This window comes from Chryseobacterium sp. CBo1 (assembly GCF_001693475.1).
GTDB classification, from domain to species: domain Bacteria; phylum Bacteroidota; class Bacteroidia; order Flavobacteriales; family Weeksellaceae; genus Chryseobacterium; species Chryseobacterium formosense.
Genome location: NZ_MAUH01000021.1, coordinates 13,318 through 32,338, shown reverse-complemented (window position 1 = coordinate 32,338; position 19,021 = coordinate 13,318). Strand labels below are relative to the sequence as shown.

Below are 19,021 nucleotides of genomic sequence, written 5' to 3'. Positions count from 1 at the left end.
AGTAATTCTACGATTTCATGTAGTAGAACTACGACAAAAAATTACAAAAGAGCATTTTTTAACAAATTTTATTCATTTTTAATAAAAACATCACAGTTTTTGGAATGATAATTGAGTTTCATTAATTCCACCATAAAAATAAAATATTATGAAAAAATTAATGTTAACAGCCTTCATATTAGGCTTAGTCGCGACAAGCTGTGGTTCAAAAGAACCTTCAATGTCATCAGAAAAAGATTCAATGAATGTAACAACTACAACAGTTGACACAACCGCAACTTCCACACCAATGCAAAGTCCGGATACCATGAAAATGCCTGTTGATACAGCAACAACACCAATGCGATAGGCAATTTGCTTTGAATAACACAAGATCTGCTGAAAATTTCAGCAGATTTTTTATATTTGATACATCAACCATTATATTTTAACTATGAAAAAATTAGGAATAGGAGCAATTATAGCTTTAGTCACTTTAGGAAGCTGTGCCGACAAAAAAGAAAACAGAGAAGAATTTAAAGCAGAACACAACAAAGATTCATTAAGAAATCATCTGGGAGATTCTGCCGTAGCCAATTCTGAACCCACAACTCCGGAAACTGACACCCCGAAAAGTTTAAAAGACACGGCAGCATCACCGACAGATTACAGCAGTAAAGAAACAAAACCCAATACACAAGTGGGAGGTTCAAGGTAACAAACAATCCGTAGCATAAATTACTACGGATTTATTTTTGGATAATTTTTAATGCTTTTATCTTATTTTCATCAAAAAGAGAATAATTATTTAACTTAATTATTACATTTGTATCCAACAAAAAAAATTCATGAAAAAAACAGCGATATTATCACTCCTGTTCTTTGCAGCACTTGCATTTGCACAGGGAATTAAATTTGAAGAAGGCAGCAACTTCAAAACTATTTTAGCAAAAGCAAAGAAAGAAAACAAACTTGTTTTTATTGATGCCTATGCCGTTTGGTGCGGACCATGTAAATTAATGGTGAAAAATATTTTCCCTTTAAAACCTGTTGGTGATTATTACAACGAACATTTTGTAAATGCAAAAATCGACATGGAAAAAGGTGAAGGAATTGATCTGGCCAAAAAATACAATGTAAAAGTATTTCCTACCTATCTTTTCATCAACGGAGACGGTGAAGAAGTTCACAGAACCATCGGATATGTTGAAGAAAAAGATTTCATCCAGTTTGCAATGGATGCAGGAGATCCAAACAAAAGACTGACTGCTTTGAAACAAAAATTCGAAAAAGGCGAAAAAGATCCTGAATTTTTATTAAATCTTGCCAATCTTACTATTTATAATGACACCGATTTTTCTAATAAGGTAATCGAGCGTTATTTTGCTGCTAAACCTGAATTTAATCAGGATAACCTTGGTCTTCTTTTTCAGGCAATGAAGAGCACGGATGGTGCAGCTTACAAGGTTTTTACAGAAAGAAAAGCTGATATTACAAAAATGCTTCCTGAGCAACAATATGCTGCAATGGATAAAAATGTAAAAGTGAATACAGTAATGGCAAAAGCTTACAATACAACAACCAAAAAGTTGGATGAAGCTTATTTCCTTACTGGAACTCAAAAATTCATGACAAAAGATGAATCTGAAAACCTTCTGAAAAGAGTAAAAGCTAGCAGAGCTTTGAAAGATAAGGACATTGCAACTTATGAAAAGCTAACACTTGAGCTTAATCAGGATGTTTCGGCTTTAAATGCAGATCAGTTAAACTCTTTAGCATGGAATTTCTTTGAAAACGTTACGACAAAATCTTCTTTGGAAACTGCCGTAAAATGGGCACAGGAATCTGTAACGAAAAAAGAAAGCTATGCCAACACAGATACTTTAGCGAACCTTTACAATAAAATCGGTGATAAGAAAAACGCTAAAATCTGGGCACAAAAATCAGTGGAGCTTGGGAAAGCTGCTGGTGAAGATACTGGAGACACCGAAAAGCTATTGAAGAGCCTTTAATCTTTAATTTAAAAACATAAGAAAATCCGAAGAATAAATTAGTTCCTCGGATTTTTTTTTCCACGAATGCACGAATTATTCATTTAAAATAAAGATTTCATTCGTGCATTCGTGGCATTTTTTTTATTCTAATACTCAAACAAAACACTTCCCCAGGTAAACCCACTTCCAAAAGCAGAAAGAAGAACCAAATCTCCCCTTTTGATTTTGCCCAATTCTATCGCTTCACTCAAAGCAATCGGAATAGAAGCTGCTGTTGTGTTTCCGTATTTCTGAATATTATTGTGGATTTTTTCATCAGGCAATCCAAATTTCTGCTGTACGAACTGAGCAATTCTCAAATTTGCCTGATGCGGAATAAACATATCCAGATCTTCAATCGTTTTTCCGGCTTTATCCAAAGCTTCCTGCATGGTTTCGGGGAATCTTGTTACGGCATGTTTGAAAACAAAATTTCCGTTCATGATCGGGTAAACTTCTTTATTGGTCACATTCTCCGGTTCTTTTCTCATTCTGTCACTCCAACCGAACTTAGATCCCGGAAACTGAGTGCATAATTCATCGGCAAATTTTCCTTCAGAATGCATATTTACGGCCAAAATATCTCCCGCGTTTTCATCTTCCGTTGCAGAAAGTACAATCGCTCCTGCTCCATCTCCGAAAATCACGGAAACTCCTCTTCCTTCATCAGAAAAATCAAGTCCGAAAGAATGAATTTCAGCACCTACAACCAGAATATTTTTATAGGTTCCTGATTTAATAAAAGCATTCGCAACACTCATCGCATAGACAAAGCCCGAACATTGGTTTCTTACATCCAATGCTCCGATGGTATCGCACCCTAACATATCCTGCAACAAAACGCCGCATCCAGGGAAATAATAATCCGGTGAAAGTGTTGCAAAAACAATATAATCGATATCTTTTGCTGATAAACCAGCGTGCTGTAATGCTTTTTCTGAAGCTTTGAAACCTAAGTATGCTGTAGTTTCCTGCGCATCATTTCTATTTTCTCTGTGCCTCCTTTCTTTAATTCCGGTGCGCTCGGTAATCCATTCATCATTGGTGGTCATCAGTTTCGCTAAATCATCATTGGTAACAACATGATCCGGAACGTGAAATCCGATCCCCTTTATTGTACTTTTAATCATATCGATTTTCTAATTTTGGTAAAGATAAAATTTATTTAATACATACAATTTCAATTTTTACAGTAAATTTACTTTATGCCAATAGAAACAATTTACAGAGATTCGGGATGCGAATGGATAGACGTGGAAGCGCCTGCTGCAGAAGATATGAAATACCTTCACGAACGCTACGAAATCAACAATCTCCTTCTTGAAGATACTTTAGATCCCAATCATTTACCCAAGTATGAGGAAGATGGAAATGTGAAATTTTTCCTTTTGCGTGAAAGTACCGAACTGGAAAGAAAAAACCTGAACACGATAAGCGACATCAGTACCAAAATCGGAATTTTCCTTTTAGATAATACGATTATTACGATTCATAGAATGAAGGCATTGAGTATTTCTGAAACCAAGAAAGAACTTTCATTACATCAGGAAGTTTGTTCTCCGGAAAAAATCGCTTTAAAAATCGCTTTGGTCATCATGAAAAGTTTTGACGATGAATCTTTGAGTTTATTTGAAACCATGGATAATATCGAAAACGAAATCTTCCTTAAAAATACCAATCACACCAATCAGATTCGCAGGCTTTATAAATTAAAAAGAAAATCAGGCTTGAATTCGAGGGTTTTGACTGTTTCTACCGATGCTATTGATAAGTTTAAACTGCTCAATCTTCCCGATTCTGAATTTGTAGATTTAAAAGATAAGCACAAAGATGTTGTTGCCGATTTTGATCATTTAAATATTCAGATTACCAACCTTATTTCAATGTTTCTGGCGTTGTCTGATCAAAAAGCGAATCAGGTGATGAAAGTTCTGGCAATTTATTCGGTTTACTTTTTACCCATCACATTTATTGCCGGTTTGTATGGTATGAACTTCGACAATATGCCTGAATTACATACCAAGCAAGGATATTTTTATACTTTAGGTGTAATGGGATTAATTGTGATTATTACTTTTATTTATGCCAGAAGAAAGCAATGGTAAGATATTCTCGCAGATTTAACAGATAACGCAGATTTTTTTCATTCATTTATCTGCAAAATCAGCTCAATCTGCGAGAGAAAAATTATATAGGTTAAACGCAAAGACACAAGGAAATTTATAAAACTTAAAACTATTAAGGCGCAAGGATTTTATCAAGATAAATTGATTGAGAATATTTTGAAAATCTTTGATTTTCTTGCGCCTTATAACAAAATAATTTCACCAAAAACTTTGCGCCTTTGCGCTTAACCAACAAAACACCAAACCAAAATCATGAAACCCGAAACCCTCCAAAAAATCCTTGATGAAAATGTACTTTCTCAGGAATCCAAAGAAAAATTGAAAGCACTGCACGAAAATATTTCGAACAGAGAATTCTCTGACCTTCTGGATGCTGAAGGAAATCAATATATAGAATTTGTACAGGAAGGAGGCGGAGTTTGGGGAAGTGCGTTGGTTGGTTATTTGTACGGCTTGGAAATTTTTGGAATCCGTTTTCTGAAAGTTGCCGGAACCAGCGCAGGAGCCATCAACACCATGCTGATTGCTGCCTGCAAAACCAAAGAAGAAGCCAAAAGCGAAATCATCAAAGAAATATTATTTAACTGGAATTTTGCAGATTTTATGGATGGAAAAAGCTATGTAAAAAGTACCATTCATGCAATGCTCAACAACAAAAATTTCTTTAAAATAAGTTTGATCATCGCTATTGTTCTCACAATTGGATTGGTCACTTTGCCATTTATTTTATCTTCTGAAACCACACGTGAAGCCAAACTTTACTTCTTGATTCCGCTTGTTCCTTTGATTATCATTCTTTTAATCCTCAAAAAACTTTATCACAATTTCACAAAAAGCAACAGCGGACTGAATCCCGGAAATGTTTTTGAAGAAACAATGAAAAAAGTGCTGGATGATTTCGGAATTAAAACGGTGGCTGAACTCAACAAAAAATTTATTCAGAAAGACCATAAACTCAATCTTAATTACCGTTACGGCAACGGTATGGAATTTTACACCAACGCTCTTAACGGAATTGAAGAAATCAAGATGAATAATCTCGAGCACATCGATGAAACCCGATATAGAATATACTTTGAAAGCGTCGAAAACAATGATTATTATAAGAACAATCCGTTTTATCAGCTCAAATCTGAATATATTGTCGTTACAACCGACATCAATGCCAAAATAAAAGTTGAGCTTCCTACGATGGCCAATTTATATTGGTCTGAGGAAGAATTAAAACATATTAGTCCGGCAGAATTTGTTCGTGCCTCGATGTCTGTTCCTTTCTTTTTCGAACCGATGCAAAAGCTCATCAACAAAGACGATGATTCGGTAAAATACGCCTGGAAATTCTGGATGAATACCACCAAAGAAAACATTTATCCTGTCGGGATTTTTATCGATGGCGGAAGTATTTCCAATTTTCCGATTGATGTCTTTCACATGCACGATATTTTTTATCCGAGACTTCCGCTATTCGGTGTACAGCTCACAAGCGAGTCTGACATACTGAAGGAAAAAGGAAAAACCAGCGAACAAATCATGAGAACTCCCCTTTCCTACACCGGAAATATCATTGATACTTTGCGTGGTTTCAACGATAAATCTTTCCTCACCAAGAACTCATTCTACAATCTCTACAGCATAAAAACTGTCAACTGCGGAACGAGCAACTGGCTGAATTTCTTTATGAAAAGAGAGGAAAAAGAACAGCTTTTCAATGCCGGATTTGTTGCCGCCCTCGATTTCCTCAACCAATTCGACTGGACGAAATATAAATACGAACGCATGATGGTTACCATGAAAGAGAAAAAGATTTTGAAGGAAGAGGATACGCCGACGGTGGGGTGATCATATTACAAAACAAAATCATTATATTTAATTAAATAATTATATAAATTATGACATACAAACGTTTGAAAAGTAGAATTCTAATTTTTATTTTGATTTTATGCTATAGCTTTCAATATACTGCACAAACAAGAACTAATATAATACCGTCGAATTTAATAGAAAATGAAAAGGTTAAACCATTTATTGATAGCTTAAAACAAAAAATTCTTTCTGATACAGTGAAGTTTAACCGTAAAGATTTGTTACACTTAAATGGAAGAACTCAGAATGAAAAGCCTTATTCAATTCTAATAACTGTCTATTCAAAACAATTTTATAGTTATCGTTTAGATATTGTTGATAATTATCTTGTGAAGGAATTTACTGATGAGATACTGAAAAGCCAAAACATCAAATCAATCAGACTTCTAAACAAAGAAAATGCGCCAACTTTGGGCGGAGATATGGCAAAAGATGGATTGATTATAATCACCATAAAACCCAAAGTAAAATTGAATTTTAAAGTTGGTGGCTTAAAGTATATAAAAGGTAAAAAGAAAAATGGCGGGAACAATTTCCTCCAACAAAAAGAAGGAGAGATAATTATAAGAACATAAAATTTTATTTTATTTATTACTTTTATATTTTTCGAAACATGAATCCATCAATACAGATTGCTATTTCATTTCATAAAAGATTATATCTGCCTATTTAGCAGAAAGAATTTTCTTATTGTTGACCATTATTATGCTACAAAAGATTAAAAAAGCAATTCTTTATCATTAGTATTCTATCAATTCTTATATTTTGAGCAATTTCCATCATTCATATCCTTAAAATAAAATGGAATGTATTTGATATTAAAATTATAACTTTTTATCTGCATTATAAATAATTGAAATCAATATAAATGATAGCAACCAAAATCGATTTACGAGAATCTTTAAACATTCCTATTTCAGAAACTACAACTTTGGAAGAAAAGTTTCAAAACCAGACTTTACGTCCTATTTTAAAATTACAGAATGATTTGTATCTTTCGTTTTTTACAAATTATGCAACTCGACAAAATGCAGAGTTTAATTTGTTATCTACACCGAAGAAATATATGTTTATTGAACAAAGTCTACAAAACGATTTGGTATTAAAAAACACTCTTATTGGAATGACGATTGGTATGTTTATTTTAGAGGAAATGAAGATCTATAATTCTGACAATAAGGTTTTTAATAAACGAATTATTACGATGTTAATTGAACGTTTGAAAAGTCAAATTGAGAAATATTAAAATATGAAATACATCTGCTCATGCTGTGGCGAAGAAAAAGAAGAATGGCCCGCAATTGCCTATGATTCACCATCTCTGTATATGGATCTTTCTGATGAAGAAAAGAAAAATTCTGAATTAACTTCTGATTTTTGTATCATCAGATGTGATACTGAAACCTTTTATTTTATACGAGCAGTTCTCATACAGAACGTGATTGATGGTTGCCAAAATCTTGAATACGGAGTCTGGGTTTCTCTAGGCGAAAAAAGCTTTAATGAATATGTTGATAACTATGATAATAAAGAATTTACTGCTGTTTATTTCGGATGGTTAGCTAATTATTTGCCTGATTATGACTATGATTCCATCCCAACAAATGTAGAAGTAGACAATTCTTTGGGGCGACCATTGGTTCTTCCGCATAATTCTCATGACGACCGTTTCGTGAGAGATTGTTATGATGGAATTTCTGAAGAAGAGGCGGAAAGGAGAATTAATCTGATTTTGAACAAATAGTATGAATTGGGTTATTCGAAGCATAAAAACGGTTAAATTCTACACTAATTTAAAAGAAATTTAAAGCCAATTGTAATAAATACTTTGAGACTCCGCCTTCGTCGGAATGACAATGTTTAAAAGTGATTTACTCGTTTTTATCACACTATGGAATTAATATAAAAAAAAATGAAACTATTTCATTATCTTTACACTACCAACCACAAAACTAAAAACCCTATGAAAAGTTCAATTCTTTTATTCTTTGTTCTTACATTCTTAAGTTTCAGTAATTTTTGTCAGGCTCAAAAAATTTCCGATGGTGAGAGTATTGATGTAAACGGAATGAAGGTAAGCTTCAACCTCACCAATAAAGAAAGCATTGATGTTCACGGAAAAGCATTTGACCGATATAAAGTTTCGGCTTCCGTTAAAAATAATTCTGATAAATCTTATAATATCCGTTTAACTTCTTATCCGCAAATCGTTACGAATATCGGAATTGTAGAGCTGGACTGCATCAACGCAACAGGAGCAAAGCTGACTTCAAAAAAAATTCAGCTTAAAATGAAAGCGCAGACCATTAATGTTTCATATTCTGCTTATGATAAATCTGGAAAAATGACGACCAGTATTCTTCCTGTTATTGGAAGTTATTATTTTGATGTGGGAGACACGATTAATGATGATGCAATTTTTATCGTTCCACAGGGTGAAAAACCTGATGTTACAGTAAGAAATCTTAGATAGTTTTAATTTCGGCGGCGGCAAAGCCGCCGCCGAAATTAAAACTACAAATAAAAGAATCTAAAATTTTGCAAAATTTTAGATGAAAATTAAACTCAACCCTAACCTAAATTTTTCCACATCGGATTATGTTTCAGAATTTCATCATTCACAGAACATCCTTCTGCATGAGCTCCTTTTAAATAACCAATGCTCATCAGAAATTCATTCACGATTTCTCCGCCTGTAAATTTAAACGTCTTTTTAAAAAGTTTCATCCATTCCGGTAAAGTCTTTGGATGATGATGTTCGAGCCATTTTTCAAACGAGCCGAATTCCTGTTGTAGCTGAATAATGGTTTTTGCGTTTTCGATCGCAGCGTTTACTTTTAATTTATTTCTTATAATCCCGGGATCATTCAGTAATCTTTCTCTGTCTTCTTCTGAATAAGAAGCCACTTTTTTAATATCAAACTGATCGTAAGCTTTTCTGAAACTTCCTTCTTTTTTTAAAATAGTTTCCCAGCTCAAACCAGCCTGATTGATTTCCATAATTAATCTTCCAAAAAGCTCATTGTCATTATGAATCGGAAATCCGTAGTGATTATCGTGGTAATTTTTATGCAGTTCTTTCCTGCTTTCAGGTTGCATTCTTTCAATCGCTGAACAATAACTCATTGTAACAAATTTTACGATAAAGTTAATATAAACTGCTGACAACTGTTTGTCAGGAGACTATTTTTTATAATTAAACTTAAACAGCTTCCTCAGTTTTCAACCTGAAAATTTCTTTTGCATTAAACACAATAACTGCAATAAAAATAATTGAATACGATATGATCTGTAAAAGTCCGAGTGATTCATGAAAAACAGCTCCCGCCAAAATAAATGCAATAATCGGATTGATATTTAAAATCATTCCAACTTTAGAAGAAGCTATTCCCGATAAAGCATACAGATTTAGTAATAACGGAACAATTGTATACATTACAGCGATAATTTCGACATACAGATAGAATTGAAAATCTGACGGGATCGGCCCAGAATAGGCTGGAAAAAAAGGCAATAAAATAAATGATGCTAAAATCATATGAAAGTTCAGTATCAAAAATTTATCAAATTTAGAATTGGTACTTTGAATGATAAGATAACATGCATAAGTAGCCCCAATAACACTGCTGTAAACCATATCAATCAAATTCGAATACGAGAGCAAAACACAACCAACCGCACTCAGAAAGACTGAGAGCCATTGTAATCTTGTAAGCTTTTCTCGCAGGATAAAAAATGCCAGAATCGTTGTAATAATCGGGCAAACAAGATAGGCAACAGAAGTTGCTCTTACACTGATATGATTCATTACATAAATAAATGAAAACCAGTTTCCGGTGAGCAAAATGCTACTCAGAATATTTAATCCGATTACTTTCTGCTTATTTTTTTTGTCAAAACCTTTGAAAATTTTCAGATTCTCTTTCAGCTTCGTTCGTCTGAATAGCAATGATACCACCGACATAATAACCGCACAGCTGAAAACCCTGTAAAAAAGAATGTCTAAAGAAGCATAATCATGTAATGGCTTTAAGACCAGACTAAATGTACCCCAAATGGCAAAAGCAAAAATGGCAGCTAAATAATATTTAAGATTCTTCAAATGAAGTTTAGGTTTTATTGATTTAAAATGAAACAAAGATAAAGCAAACTGTCGACAAAAGATTATCGACAGTTTACTTTAGATGAATGTTTACAGATTATCGATAAAATTCAAATAAAGAGGAACGCTTTTTTCAATCCATTCTTTAGAAACATTATGCTCCAGACCATAATAAACAAAAGGCTTCTGATAATCGGCTTTCACATACTCAAAGCTCAGTTCAAACGGTCTCGTAAATTCTATCACCGTATGTCTATACTTTCCATCAGCACTGAAATCTTCGTTATACACACCTGCAGATATTGCCAAAGCAACCTTTTTTCCACCCACTTTATATCCGCTTTTACTTCCGTAAGCCCAGCCGTGCAAAAGAACTTCATCAAACCATTTCTTAAGCAAAGAAGGACTGCTGAACCAGTAAAACGGAAACTGGAAAACAATTTTATCATAGGCTTCAACTAGTTCCTGTTCTTTTTTAATATCAATAATTTCATCAGGATAATTTTCATACAATTGATGAACCTTATATTTTTCAGGATATTTATTTAATTCTTCCACCCATCTTTTATTGATTAAAGATTCCTCCATTTTAGGGTGTGTTACTATAATTAATGTTTTCATATTTTAAAATTTCTTTTACAAAAATAATAGCCGTAACTTACATTTACGATATTAGCAACCCATTGTATGGTACTATAAAAAATGTAAGTATGACTAAAATAAAAGAAACCTCAACCAATTTTGCCAACAAAAAAGCGCTCACAGACGAATGTCCGGAACTCTATGCATCAAAAATGATAGGCGGACAATGGTCTCTCGCTATTTGCAGTTATTTAATCAACGGAAAACTGAGATTTGGCGAATTAAGAAAAAGCCTGGGAAACATAACAGAACGAATGCTCACACTCCAATTGCGAAGATTGGAGGAAGATAAAATTATTACAAGAACGGTTTTCGCAGAAGTTCCGCCCAGAGTTGAGTATGAATTAACAGAAATCGGTTACAAATTAAAACCCGTCATTGAAGAACTGGAAAAATGGGGAATTATGCACAAGGAAAGTATCTAAACAAAAAAACCTCCGAAAAATCCGGAGGTTTTATATATATAATTTTATTCAATTATAATTCAAGAAAGCTGTGTGCAACTGCAACCTCTTTCGTTCCGCTTCCTTCGATGGTATCTGTTTCTGCAATCTCACCATCGATATAGATGGATACGATCAGTTTAGAATCAGCATTTAGAAGGTTTGCATTTGCAGCTAAATTCAACTGCGACTGGCTTGAGTTTACAAAAAACTCACCGCTCGTCCATACCAAACCAGGAGAATCATATAAAGTTTCCTGCTTAATTCCTACCTGACTTACAATGGATTTGAAAGTGCTCACAGGAGGAGTTGGAGCCGTACCTCCGTTAACTATTTTTGCTTCAAATTGTACCAGGTGATCCTGAAACTCATCTTCTTCATCATCTTTACAAGAATTAAAAACAGAAGCCACTGAAAGTAATATCACTGCTAAAAATGAAAGTCTAAGTAAATTTTTTGATTTGTAAAATTGCTTCATTTCTCCAAATAGATTTTTTAATGTTTCAAATATAGGTTTTTTATCAATATAAAAATAACTTTTATGTAAAATTTCCAATAAAGATTTCTAAATAATATCAAATCAACAAAAGACTTTTACGCAGTTGTTTATATAGATTTCAAATATTTTAAGTTCATTAATTATCAATTAAAAAATCATTCATTAATAATTATATTTGCTGTATGAATTTAGATTACATTGTAAGAGAACCCGAAAATATTACACCCGATACTTCCATCCTATTTATGCTTCATGGTTACGGAAGCAATGAGCAGGATCTTTTCAGTTTCAGAGAAAGCCTTCCGGAAGACTGGATCATCGTGAGTTTCAGAGCTCCAAAAACCACTCAGTTTGAAGGATACTCATGGTATGATATCGATTTTAATAACCCTGAAAAATTTATTGACATCGATCAGGCAAAAGAATCATTAGCGGCAGTTACTGAAAACATCATGAAAATTGTAAACAACTATGGTCTTACGACTGGTAAAACACATTTGTGCGGTTTCAGCCAGGGTGGGATTTTATGTTATGCCTTAGCTTTGCAATATCCTGATTTATTCAGTAAAGTGGCCTGCCTAAGCTGTTATCCTGAAGAAAAGTTGCTTACTGACATTGTAAAAGACAAAAAGAAGCTTCAAAATCTGCGTTTCTTCGTTTCTCACGGAACCGATGATGCCATTATTCCTTTGGAGTGGGGAAGAAAAGCAGCAGACATGCTTTATGATCTGAGCGCATATTTTACATTCAGAGAATATATGAGCGGTCATGGAGTCAATCAGAAAAACTATATCGATCTGATGGAATTCTTCTCAAAATAACATTATTTAAGATTTTCAAAATAATAAACATTCTTTCCGAAGAATGTTTTTTTTGTTACATGTGATATATTTTACTAAATTCAGTAAATGAAATCATGGTTTTTAATGTCAATTTTGTTTTTGAGCATTTTCATGAATGCCCAGAATAATTTTGAAATAAAAAACGCCAGAAAAGTTGTTATTCCTTTTAAGTTTATCAATAATCTGATCTTTATTCCGATGACTGTAAACGGAGTTGAGCTCACATTTCTTCTGGATACCGGAGTCGCCGAAAACACAATTTTCAGTTTAGAAAATAAAGAAATGACACTTCCCTCAATGGAAAAAATGAAATTTTCAGGATTGGGAGGAAATGCAAGCATTGAAGGTTTTAAATCTGACCGTAATATTGCCAAGATCGGAAACCACATCGTCAATAGTTCATTAATGCTTTACATTATTCTGGATGAAGATTTTAATATTTCTCCACATGTTGGAATTCCCGTCAACGGTATTTTAGGTTATCATTTTTTTAAAGATTATCCCGTAATCATCGATTACAGCTCAAAGAAAATTACTGTTTTTAAAGATCAACAGTTATTTCTAAAAAAAGTTCAAAAATTTGATGAACTGCCTATTTCTATTGAAAAAAGTAAACCTTACATTGATACCGAGGTAGAAATGACCAATGAAAAGAAAACATCAAAACTTCTGATTGATCTTGGCAATAGTGATGCAATCTGGTTATTTCCGACTCTGATAAAAGATTTTGTTTACAATCGTCCTAATATTGAAGATTTTTTGGGAAGAGGTTTCAACGGTGATATTTATGGAAAACGAAGCCGCATCCATAATTTTTATCTAGGTGATTTTAAATTTGAAAAACCTTTGACTGCAATGCCCGATGAATATTCTATTCAGCATCTAAACTTGGTGAAAGACAGGAAAGGTTCTCTCGGAGGCGATATTATGAGAAGATTCACCGTAGCTTTCGACTATCAGAAGGAAAAATTATATCTCAGAAAAAACAGAAATTATGATGATCCTTTTCATTTTAATATGAGCGGACTCGATTTTAAGCAAGACGGGCTTCAATGGGAAAAAGATTATTTAACGTTCAGAACTTTAAACGAAAAATCCACCGCCGGAAACGGTGAATTATACAATAGTAATTTGCAGTATAAATTTATTTTAAAACCATTGTTTTCAATCGCCGGAGTTCGAAAAGATTCTCCAGCTTACAAAGCCGGACTCAAAAAAGACGATAAATTAATCGTTATCAACGGAAGAAAAACCGCTGATATGACCTTAAACAAGATCATGGAAATGATGAAATCGGAAGAAGGCAAAACAATTAGCATGACTATTGATAGAAAAGGCGTGGAACTGAAATTCTCCTTCACATTAGAAGACCCAATCCCTTATCAAGAATAAAATATGGAAACCAAAGAAACCACCTTAGATAAAATAAGAAACAGACCTAGATTTAAAATGTACACCCATCTCAGCAAAGAATCTTATGCGGAAAATCTGAAAAATTATCTGGCAGAACACAAAGACGAATTTACAGGAAATGTAAATAAAGAAGTGGCGACAATTTCTGTATTGACCAAAGATGACAACTATTGGAAGCCGTGTTTAGCACTTCGAACAGAGCTTGATGAAGAAATTACCGTCATCCGAGGAGTTTTCGGACCAAGTTCGGCAGTATGGACTTTTTTTATGTTTCTCTATTTCCTTTTTACCATTATGTGGATGACTTTTTTTACCATGTATTATGTAGAAAATCAAATTAACAGCAATGAATATCCATGGGCTTTGAACGCTTCTTTTCTGATGCTTATTTTTATTGCTGCGACTTACGCTGCTGCGAGATTTGGGCAAAGTAAAGCAAAAGACGAAATGAAAAAACTCCGCAAATTTGCGGAGGAATCTACTTTAAAATTTGAAAAAACCATTTAATTTTCTGAAACTTCAGTTTCCTGAACAGCCGCTGCTTCTGAAGCTTTTGCTGTCTGGATCGAATCGGCAACTTTTTCACGATTGGTCTGCTCAAAAATCATTTTCTCAACATTGGGCTGAATCATTTTCGTCATTTCTTCCACAGAAATATTGTTGGCATTAGGATCATTTAGAAGGTTTCTCCAGGGTTTTCTTTTTCCCCACGGATAATCACCAAAAACCATCACCGGAGTTCCTTTTGCCTTCGTTGTTGCTCCACCCGGATTCAAAATCCAGGTATCGGCGTAATTGTATAGCCAGATTGCATCCTTCATCAATAATCTTAAACATGAATGTGATGCAGGATAACCCGGCAAATCATACTGATGCCATCCGATTCCGTGGGTGTTGTGAATATTAAAATTATATGGAAGTTTCCATTCGCTTTTGACGGTGGAAATTGCCAGTTTCTTTTTCCAATTCGCAAACATTAATCCTCGATCAGTCTGAGCCGATTTTTTCCCCATACTTGTCGGTCCCCATTTTACCAATGCCCCGTTCGAATACACGGCATAAGCCTGAATCGGATACGAAAATATCACAAATTTCTTCACATCACTCAAAACATCAAGCTGTAATGGGAAAGGTGAGTATGCCATTAAGGTCGTATCTATTTTTGCGGGTACAACTAGGGTATCAGAATTCCATTTGCTTTTTGAATCTAAACGGTTTAATGCCAAAATTGCATATCGCTCTCTTTCACTATATTTTTTACTGAAAACTGCATACAGCGAATCTCTCAGCTTTTTATCTTTCGGAATGGCAAAAGCATTGTAGAAGCCATTTTCCTGCATCATTGGCGGTGCAGATTCTTCAACCGGTTTTGTTTTGATAGAATCCGGATCAGACGTATTTTTTGCAATTTCTTCTGAAGATGGAGTTTGCGGATCACTGCTTGCGACCTCATCCTTTTTACAGGAAGTAAGAAACAATGCGAAAAATAATGTGTAAATGATTGATCTTTTCAAAGTCATGTTTTTCATAAAGTACGATGGTTCATTTGAGTTTGATAAGACTTACAAATATCAGACCTAAATTCTCATGGTTACGTTTTTTTAATTCTATAAGTCTTGATTAAATCTACATAAAATATCTTTCATTTCATCAAAGAAATTATATATTTGCAATAATTCATTAAATATTGAATTAATTCAAATCAAAACATTTACCAAACAATGAAAAAGACAACAGTTTACTCTGCTACAGCGGTTTTTGCTTTAACTTTAATCTTATCGTCATTCCAGATTTCAAAAGGGAGACATTTATACAGAAATCAGTGGCCAATTCCTGCACAGAAAAACCTTCAGATCAAAAATTCATCAAAAGAAAATCTAAATGTGGTTTTATATAACACGTCCAAAACTGATGATCTGAAGTATGTAACTAATAAGAACCAAACAAAAGTTCTCCCGAAAAACGATTCTGTTGTAACAAAAATCGATTTTAAAAACGAACTTTATGTAGTAAACAGTTCGTCAAAAGAAAACAATTTTAAAATAAAAATCATAAATAACAGTGGTAGAATTAAAACTGCCATTACCGATAAAATCATGAAATAACGTTTTCAAACGAAAACTGAGAACAGCATTACTTTCGAAAGATGGTAATGCTTTTTTTATTCTGCTTCTCCAGACCGAAGCCAAACCAAATTTCCGTTTTTGTACTGATAAACATCTTTCCACCATCTTGCACCGCCTCTGCATGCACTGGAAACCTCTTTTTTAACTTTATCTAATTTAAGATCACAAAAACAAGAACATTTTGCTTTACTGAAATCCGGCTCTTTCAACTTTTTAAACTTTTTTGTCGCAGGATCAAAAATAAAAACGGTAAAGGTTCTGTAAACTCCCATTCCTGCATCGGGAATTGAGAAAGAAATATCATCATAGCCATCAAAATTATAATCATCAATGATTGCATGGCGGGAAAAATTAGGACTGTCGATATCCGGTAATTCAGTTTTAAATTGATCGTTTTCAGAATATTTTATCGTCAATAAATTATTATAAAAGGTATTATACGAGATTATCGCATGATGTAAGAAAAGGCGGTTTACCCCATCATATTCTTCACTTTTATCTTCATGAAATTCGAGTTTAAAAACCTTGCTGTCGCTTTTCCTGATATATTTTACATCAAAAACATCCCGAAGTCCTTCTGATAGATAATAGGTTCCGTTCACTTTTCCGTCTACAATTTCATCCCAAACATAAGAAGTGAAATCCGGCTGACCGTATTCCCGTTGACTGTCATCGATTTTGTAGCTCTTTATTTTTAAAGGAATAATTCCTTTCTGGCCTTTATACTGTACAAAAGCTCCTTTCCCTTTGGTTCCGTAATAAATTTCCAGACTGAATGGTTTTTTCTCACCAACCGATTTTAAAGTAAATGGCTGGGCTTTGATATGAAAGGCAAAAAATAAGACAACAATAAAAAGAGCTTTATACATTTTCATCACTTTTAAATTTTTTATTAAACTGATAATAGTAAAATCCCCAAAAAGAAAACCAAGGAAGACATGAAATCAATGAAAGAATTATGTTTTCTTTATCGAAACCACTTTCTGAAAAGGCAATAAAAAATACGATGCAAAATAAGAACGGCAACAAAAACCAGCACAAAAATTTTGAAGCAGATTTCTGAAAAGTTTTTCTACAGCTCAATAAAGCAGAAAAAGAAAACAGGCTCAGAAATAAAAGCCATATGATAATTAATCCGTAAGCCAGACCACTCATATCGCACATATGACGATATTTTTCTTCAGGTCTTTTTATAGCATCCAAATATAAATACAGTAAGAGTATAGAAATGACTGATGAAAACAACCACGCTTTAAAAATGGAAATAAGAATAAATTTTCTCATCTGTGCAAAATTATTATCCTTTAAAATTAAAAAAATATCGCGAATTTTTACACCAAGGTGGGAAAAAACAAAAAACCTTCCGTTTCCGGAAGATTTCTTGACTAAAATATAATTTTAAAATAACTGTAAGTTCTAAGGATTCTGTTCGTATCCTCCCAACTGAATTTGTGAAAGAGGAATCTGATACAGATAATCGTTCGTTGTGATGGTATAATTGTAATTCAGGTCGGCTGCAGCCTGATTGATTACGCTTACTGCGATATTCCAACGTACCAGATCGTGCCAGTAAACGCCTTCTCCTGCAAATTCTACTCTTGTTTCTTTACGAAGAGCTGTTGTAAAATCGGATGCCGAAATTGATGTTGAAAGCGGAGTAAGACCAGCTCTCTGGCGAATTTTGTTCACATACGGAACTGCAGCACTTGTACTTCCCTGCGTATTTAAAACCTCTGCATACATCAAAAGAACATCTTCATATCTGATGATCGGAAAATTAATTGGCCAGTCGTATCTGTTGGTAATCACTTTTCCCGGCTCTCTGAACTTGATAAAATAATTAGCATTATCCGGCTGTCCGTTAGCGGCTATAAATTGGGTTTTAACTGTAACAGCTTTTCTAAGATCTCCCGGTTCATATGCATTAATGAGTGATTGCGAAACACCCAATTCACTTGCACTGTATAAACTGCTCTGAGCATTGTACAACGGATCTGCCGTACCAAAATTCGGAGAAACATAGCTCGGAAGATAAGAGCCTTGTGACAAACCGCCGCTGATATGCTGTATTTCAAAAATATGGTACTTGTTATCGTTTGCACTTTTAAATAAATCAGCATAAGTAGGTGCAAAAGTTACAAACTGACCTTCACCCTGAATTACCGTAAACAAATGATCTTTAGCTTTGGCAACGTAAGAACTGTTATTTAAAGGATAACCCGATCCTGTAAGATAAATTCTTCCCAACATCGCATGAGCAGCAGATTTTGTCACACGGCCTTTATTTGCGTTGTCATAAATATCTTTGAGACCACCTACCGAAGCTTCAATTTCTGAAGTCACGAAATCATAAAGCGTTGCCAGATCTGTTCTCTGGATCTGCGCAGCCTCTTCCGGGCTCACCGGTTTTGTAACCAAAGGAACTTTACCGAAACTACGCATCAGTTCAAAATAGGCATAAGCACGTAGAAAACGGGTTTCTGAGCGATATTGTTCTTTAGTTGCAGTATTGGCAAAAGGAACTTCATCAATTCTGGATAAGATTTTATTTGCATACGTAATCATCTGATACGCATCTTCCCAAAGCACCTGCATTTCTTCGGTAGAGGAAGTATCCTGAAAACGGTTGATTGCGTAATAATCTCTGTTACCATTTTGTAAAATTGCATTGTAATTATTGGAACGGACTTCTGATGCCAGTAAATAAAAATTAACATCAAAACCGCCTCTTGACGACGCATTGATCATTGCAGAATATACTCCGGAAACCGCCTGCTGAATCTGAAGTTCAGTTGTATAGAAAGAAGTTTGGGTAATATTGTTTTCAGGTTCCAGCATCAGATCATCTTCGCAGCTTACTGTACCTAAAGTTAATGCTCCGAAGATTAACATTTTACCAATGTTTTTCATATTAAATTGTAATCGGTATTTATTTATTTTAGTTGTTTTCATT

At 34.0% G+C, this 19,021-nt stretch carries 23 protein-coding genes; 14 read left to right on the top strand and 9 right to left on the bottom strand.

All coding sequences use genetic code 11. The features are described 5' to 3' along the window. The first annotated feature begins 148 nt into the window (after nt 1–148). From BA768_RS21060 to BA768_RS12395, 3 genes are all read left to right on the top strand, one after another. Nucleotides 149–349, top strand: coding sequence for a cytochrome C551 (locus BA768_RS21060; RefSeq protein WP_117601850.1), 201 nt, complete (start codon nt 149–151; stop codon nt 347–349). 84 nt (nt 350–433) lie between these two features. Next, on the top strand, nt 434–697 hold the full coding sequence (locus tag BA768_RS12400) for a hypothetical protein (RefSeq protein ID WP_034679689.1): 264 nt from the start codon (nt 434–436) through the stop codon (nt 695–697). A gap of 130 nt (nt 698–827) precedes the next feature. Beyond that, entirely contained in the window at nt 828–1,991 is a 1,164-nt protein-coding gene (locus tag BA768_RS12395) for a thioredoxin family protein (RefSeq protein ID WP_065720999.1), read from the top strand. 128 nt (nt 1,992–2,119) lie between these two features. Here the strand turns inward: BA768_RS12395 and BA768_RS12390 are convergent, their stop codons facing one another. Continuing rightward, on the bottom strand, nt 2,120–3,142 hold the full coding sequence (locus BA768_RS12390) for a 3-oxoacyl-ACP synthase III family protein (protein ID WP_065720998.1): 1,023 nt from the start codon (nt 3,140–3,142) through the stop codon (nt 2,120–2,122). Nucleotides 3,143–3,217: 75 nt separating this feature from the next. Between BA768_RS12390 and BA768_RS12385 the strand changes: the two genes are divergently transcribed. The 6 genes from BA768_RS12385 to BA768_RS12360 all read left to right on the top strand — a co-directional run bounded on the left by BA768_RS12385 (nt 3,218) and on the right by BA768_RS12360 (nt 8,474). Beyond that, the gene (locus BA768_RS12385; protein WP_065720997.1) at nt 3,218–4,117 is read left to right on the top strand and encodes a CorA family divalent cation transporter; all 900 of its coding nucleotides are present in this window, start codon (nt 3,218–3,220) and stop codon (nt 4,115–4,117) included. Nucleotides 4,118–4,390: 273 nt separating this feature from the next. Beyond that, the gene (locus BA768_RS12380) at nt 4,391–5,977 is read left to right on the top strand and encodes a patatin-like phospholipase family protein (protein WP_065720996.1); all 1,587 of its coding nucleotides are present in this window, start codon (nt 4,391–4,393) and stop codon (nt 5,975–5,977) included. Between the two features lie 50 nt (nt 5,978–6,027). Then, the gene (locus BA768_RS12375; RefSeq protein WP_065720995.1) at nt 6,028–6,576 is read left to right on the top strand and encodes a hypothetical protein; all 549 of its coding nucleotides are present in this window, start codon (nt 6,028–6,030) and stop codon (nt 6,574–6,576) included. Between the two features lie 293 nt (nt 6,577–6,869). Continuing rightward, complete coding sequence (locus tag BA768_RS12370) at nt 6,870–7,247, top strand: hypothetical protein (RefSeq protein WP_065720994.1); 378 nt, start codon at nt 6,870–6,872, stop codon at nt 7,245–7,247. Between the two features lie 3 nt (nt 7,248–7,250). Continuing rightward, the gene (locus tag BA768_RS12365; protein ID WP_065720993.1) at nt 7,251–7,745 is read left to right on the top strand and encodes a DUF2199 domain-containing protein; all 495 of its coding nucleotides are present in this window, start codon (nt 7,251–7,253) and stop codon (nt 7,743–7,745) included. 168 nt (nt 7,746–7,913) lie between these two features. Then, nucleotides 7,914–8,474, top strand: coding sequence for a hypothetical protein (locus BA768_RS12360; RefSeq protein ID WP_123947110.1), 561 nt, complete (start codon nt 7,914–7,916; stop codon nt 8,472–8,474). Between the two features lie 98 nt (nt 8,475–8,572). Here the strand turns inward: BA768_RS12360 and BA768_RS12355 are convergent, their stop codons facing one another. The 3 genes from BA768_RS12355 to BA768_RS12345 all read right to left on the bottom strand — a co-directional run bounded on the left by BA768_RS12355 (nt 8,573) and on the right by BA768_RS12345 (nt 10,724). Continuing rightward, nucleotides 8,573–9,127, bottom strand: coding sequence for a DNA-3-methyladenine glycosylase I (locus BA768_RS12355; RefSeq protein WP_065720991.1), 555 nt, complete (start codon nt 9,125–9,127; stop codon nt 8,573–8,575). 76 nt (nt 9,128–9,203) lie between these two features. Further along, nucleotides 9,204–10,103 (bottom strand): EamA family transporter, encoded by a 900-nt coding sequence (locus tag BA768_RS12350; protein WP_065721006.1) that lies wholly within the window; start codon nt 10,101–10,103, stop codon nt 9,204–9,206. Between the two features lie 90 nt (nt 10,104–10,193). After that, nucleotides 10,194–10,724: an NAD(P)H-dependent oxidoreductase gene (locus tag BA768_RS12345; protein WP_065720990.1), complete on the bottom strand. Its 531-nt coding sequence runs from the start codon at nt 10,722–10,724 to the stop codon at nt 10,194–10,196. Nucleotides 10,725–10,813: 89 nt separating this feature from the next. On the opposite strand from BA768_RS12345, the gene BA768_RS12340 reads away from it, so the two are divergent. Then, complete coding sequence (locus tag BA768_RS12340) at nt 10,814–11,170, top strand: winged helix-turn-helix transcriptional regulator (protein WP_034679716.1); 357 nt, start codon at nt 10,814–10,816, stop codon at nt 11,168–11,170. Between the two features lie 52 nt (nt 11,171–11,222). Here BA768_RS12340 and BA768_RS12335 read toward each other — a convergent pair whose 3' ends face one another. Continuing rightward, on the bottom strand, nt 11,223–11,666 hold the full coding sequence (locus tag BA768_RS12335) for a hypothetical protein (protein WP_065721005.1): 444 nt from the start codon (nt 11,664–11,666) through the stop codon (nt 11,223–11,225). Nucleotides 11,667–11,869: 203 nt separating this feature from the next. Between BA768_RS12335 and BA768_RS12330 the strand changes: the two genes are divergently transcribed. The 3 genes from BA768_RS12330 to BA768_RS12320 all read left to right on the top strand — a co-directional run bounded on the left by BA768_RS12330 (nt 11,870) and on the right by BA768_RS12320 (nt 14,449). Further along, nucleotides 11,870–12,508: an alpha/beta hydrolase gene (locus BA768_RS12330; RefSeq protein ID WP_065720989.1), complete on the top strand. Its 639-nt coding sequence runs from the start codon at nt 11,870–11,872 to the stop codon at nt 12,506–12,508. A 105-nt stretch (nt 12,509–12,613) separates the two neighbouring features. Continuing rightward, a complete protein-coding gene (locus BA768_RS12325) occupies nt 12,614–13,921 on the top strand; it encodes a retropepsin-like aspartic protease (RefSeq protein WP_228388407.1) in 1,308 nt (435 codons plus the stop codon). Between the two features lie 3 nt (nt 13,922–13,924). Continuing rightward, complete coding sequence (locus tag BA768_RS12320; protein WP_065720987.1) at nt 13,925–14,449, top strand: hypothetical protein; 525 nt, start codon at nt 13,925–13,927, stop codon at nt 14,447–14,449. Here BA768_RS12320 and BA768_RS12315 read toward each other — a convergent pair. Beyond that, nucleotides 14,446–15,456 carry a L,D-transpeptidase gene (locus BA768_RS12315; protein ID WP_065721004.1) on the bottom strand — a complete coding sequence of 337 codons (1,011 nt, stop codon included), beginning with the start codon at nt 15,454–15,456 and terminating at the stop codon, nt 14,446–14,448. The genes BA768_RS12320 and BA768_RS12315 overlap by 4 nt on opposite strands. Before the next feature lie 207 nt (nt 15,457–15,663). Here BA768_RS12315 and BA768_RS12310 point away from each other — a divergent pair, with 207 nt between their 5' ends. Beyond that, nucleotides 15,664–16,047, top strand: a complete 384-nt coding sequence (locus BA768_RS12310; RefSeq protein WP_065720986.1) for a hypothetical protein — start codon at nt 15,664–15,666, stop codon at nt 16,045–16,047. Nucleotides 16,048–16,103: 56 nt separating this feature from the next. Here BA768_RS12310 and BA768_RS12305 read toward each other — a convergent pair whose 3' ends face one another. The 3 genes from BA768_RS12305 to BA768_RS12295 all read right to left on the bottom strand — a co-directional run bounded on the left by BA768_RS12305 (nt 16,104) and on the right by BA768_RS12295 (nt 19,020). After that, on the bottom strand, nt 16,104–16,943 hold the full coding sequence (locus BA768_RS12305; RefSeq protein WP_065720985.1) for an XAC2610-related protein: 840 nt from the start codon (nt 16,941–16,943) through the stop codon (nt 16,104–16,106). Beyond that, nucleotides 16,930–17,352: a hypothetical protein gene (locus BA768_RS12300; protein WP_065720984.1), complete on the bottom strand. Its 423-nt coding sequence runs from the start codon at nt 17,350–17,352 to the stop codon at nt 16,930–16,932. Before BA768_RS12300 ends, BA768_RS12305 begins: the two co-directional genes overlap by 14 nt. A gap of 132 nt (nt 17,353–17,484) precedes the next feature. Further along, nucleotides 17,485–19,020 (bottom strand): RagB/SusD family nutrient uptake outer membrane protein, encoded by a 1,536-nt coding sequence (locus tag BA768_RS12295; protein ID WP_065720983.1) that lies wholly within the window; start codon nt 19,018–19,020, stop codon nt 17,485–17,487. Nucleotide 19,021 lies beyond the last annotated feature (1 nt).

Coding starts and splice junctions, on each gene's coding strand:
- BA768_RS21060 (WP_117601850.1), top strand. CDS start 149: ATGAAAAAATTAATGTTAACAGCCTTCATATTAGGCTTAGTCGCGACA.
- BA768_RS12400 (WP_034679689.1), top strand. CDS start 434: ATGAAAAAATTAGGAATAGGAGCAATTATAGCTTTAGTCACTTTAGGA.
- BA768_RS12395 (WP_065720999.1), top strand. CDS start 828: ATGAAAAAAACAGCGATATTATCACTCCTGTTCTTTGCAGCACTTGCA.
- BA768_RS12390 (WP_065720998.1), bottom strand. CDS start 3,142: ATGATTAAAAGTACAATAAAGGGGATCGGATTTCACGTTCCGGATCAT.
- BA768_RS12385 (WP_065720997.1), top strand. CDS start 3,218: ATGCCAATAGAAACAATTTACAGAGATTCGGGATGCGAATGGATAGAC.
- BA768_RS12380 (WP_065720996.1), top strand. CDS start 4,391: ATGAAACCCGAAACCCTCCAAAAAATCCTTGATGAAAATGTACTTTCT.
- BA768_RS12375 (WP_065720995.1), top strand. CDS start 6,028: ATGACATACAAACGTTTGAAAAGTAGAATTCTAATTTTTATTTTGATT.
- BA768_RS12370 (WP_065720994.1), top strand. CDS start 6,870: ATGATAGCAACCAAAATCGATTTACGAGAATCTTTAAACATTCCTATT.
- BA768_RS12365 (WP_065720993.1), top strand. CDS start 7,251: ATGAAATACATCTGCTCATGCTGTGGCGAAGAAAAAGAAGAATGGCCC.
- BA768_RS12360 (WP_123947110.1), top strand. CDS start 7,914: ATGAAACTATTTCATTATCTTTACACTACCAACCACAAAACTAAAAAC.
- BA768_RS12355 (WP_065720991.1), bottom strand. CDS start 9,127: ATGAGTTATTGTTCAGCGATTGAAAGAATGCAACCTGAAAGCAGGAAA.
- BA768_RS12345 (WP_065720990.1), bottom strand. CDS start 10,724: ATGAAAACATTAATTATAGTAACACACCCTAAAATGGAGGAATCTTTA.
- BA768_RS12340 (WP_034679716.1), top strand. CDS start 10,814: ATGACTAAAATAAAAGAAACCTCAACCAATTTTGCCAACAAAAAAGCG.
- BA768_RS12335 (WP_065721005.1), bottom strand. CDS start 11,666: ATGAAGCAATTTTACAAATCAAAAAATTTACTTAGACTTTCATTTTTA.
- BA768_RS12330 (WP_065720989.1), top strand. CDS start 11,870: ATGAATTTAGATTACATTGTAAGAGAACCCGAAAATATTACACCCGAT.
- BA768_RS12325 (WP_228388407.1), top strand. CDS start 12,614: ATGTCAATTTTGTTTTTGAGCATTTTCATGAATGCCCAGAATAATTTT.
- BA768_RS12320 (WP_065720987.1), top strand. CDS start 13,925: ATGGAAACCAAAGAAACCACCTTAGATAAAATAAGAAACAGACCTAGA.
- BA768_RS12310 (WP_065720986.1), top strand. CDS start 15,664: ATGAAAAAGACAACAGTTTACTCTGCTACAGCGGTTTTTGCTTTAACT.
- BA768_RS12305 (WP_065720985.1), bottom strand. CDS start 16,943: ATGAAAATGTATAAAGCTCTTTTTATTGTTGTCTTATTTTTTGCCTTT.
- BA768_RS12300 (WP_065720984.1), bottom strand. CDS start 17,352: ATGAGAAAATTTATTCTTATTTCCATTTTTAAAGCGTGGTTGTTTTCA.
- BA768_RS12295 (WP_065720983.1), bottom strand. CDS start 19,020: ATGAAAACAACTAAAATAAATAAATACCGATTACAATTTAATATGAAA.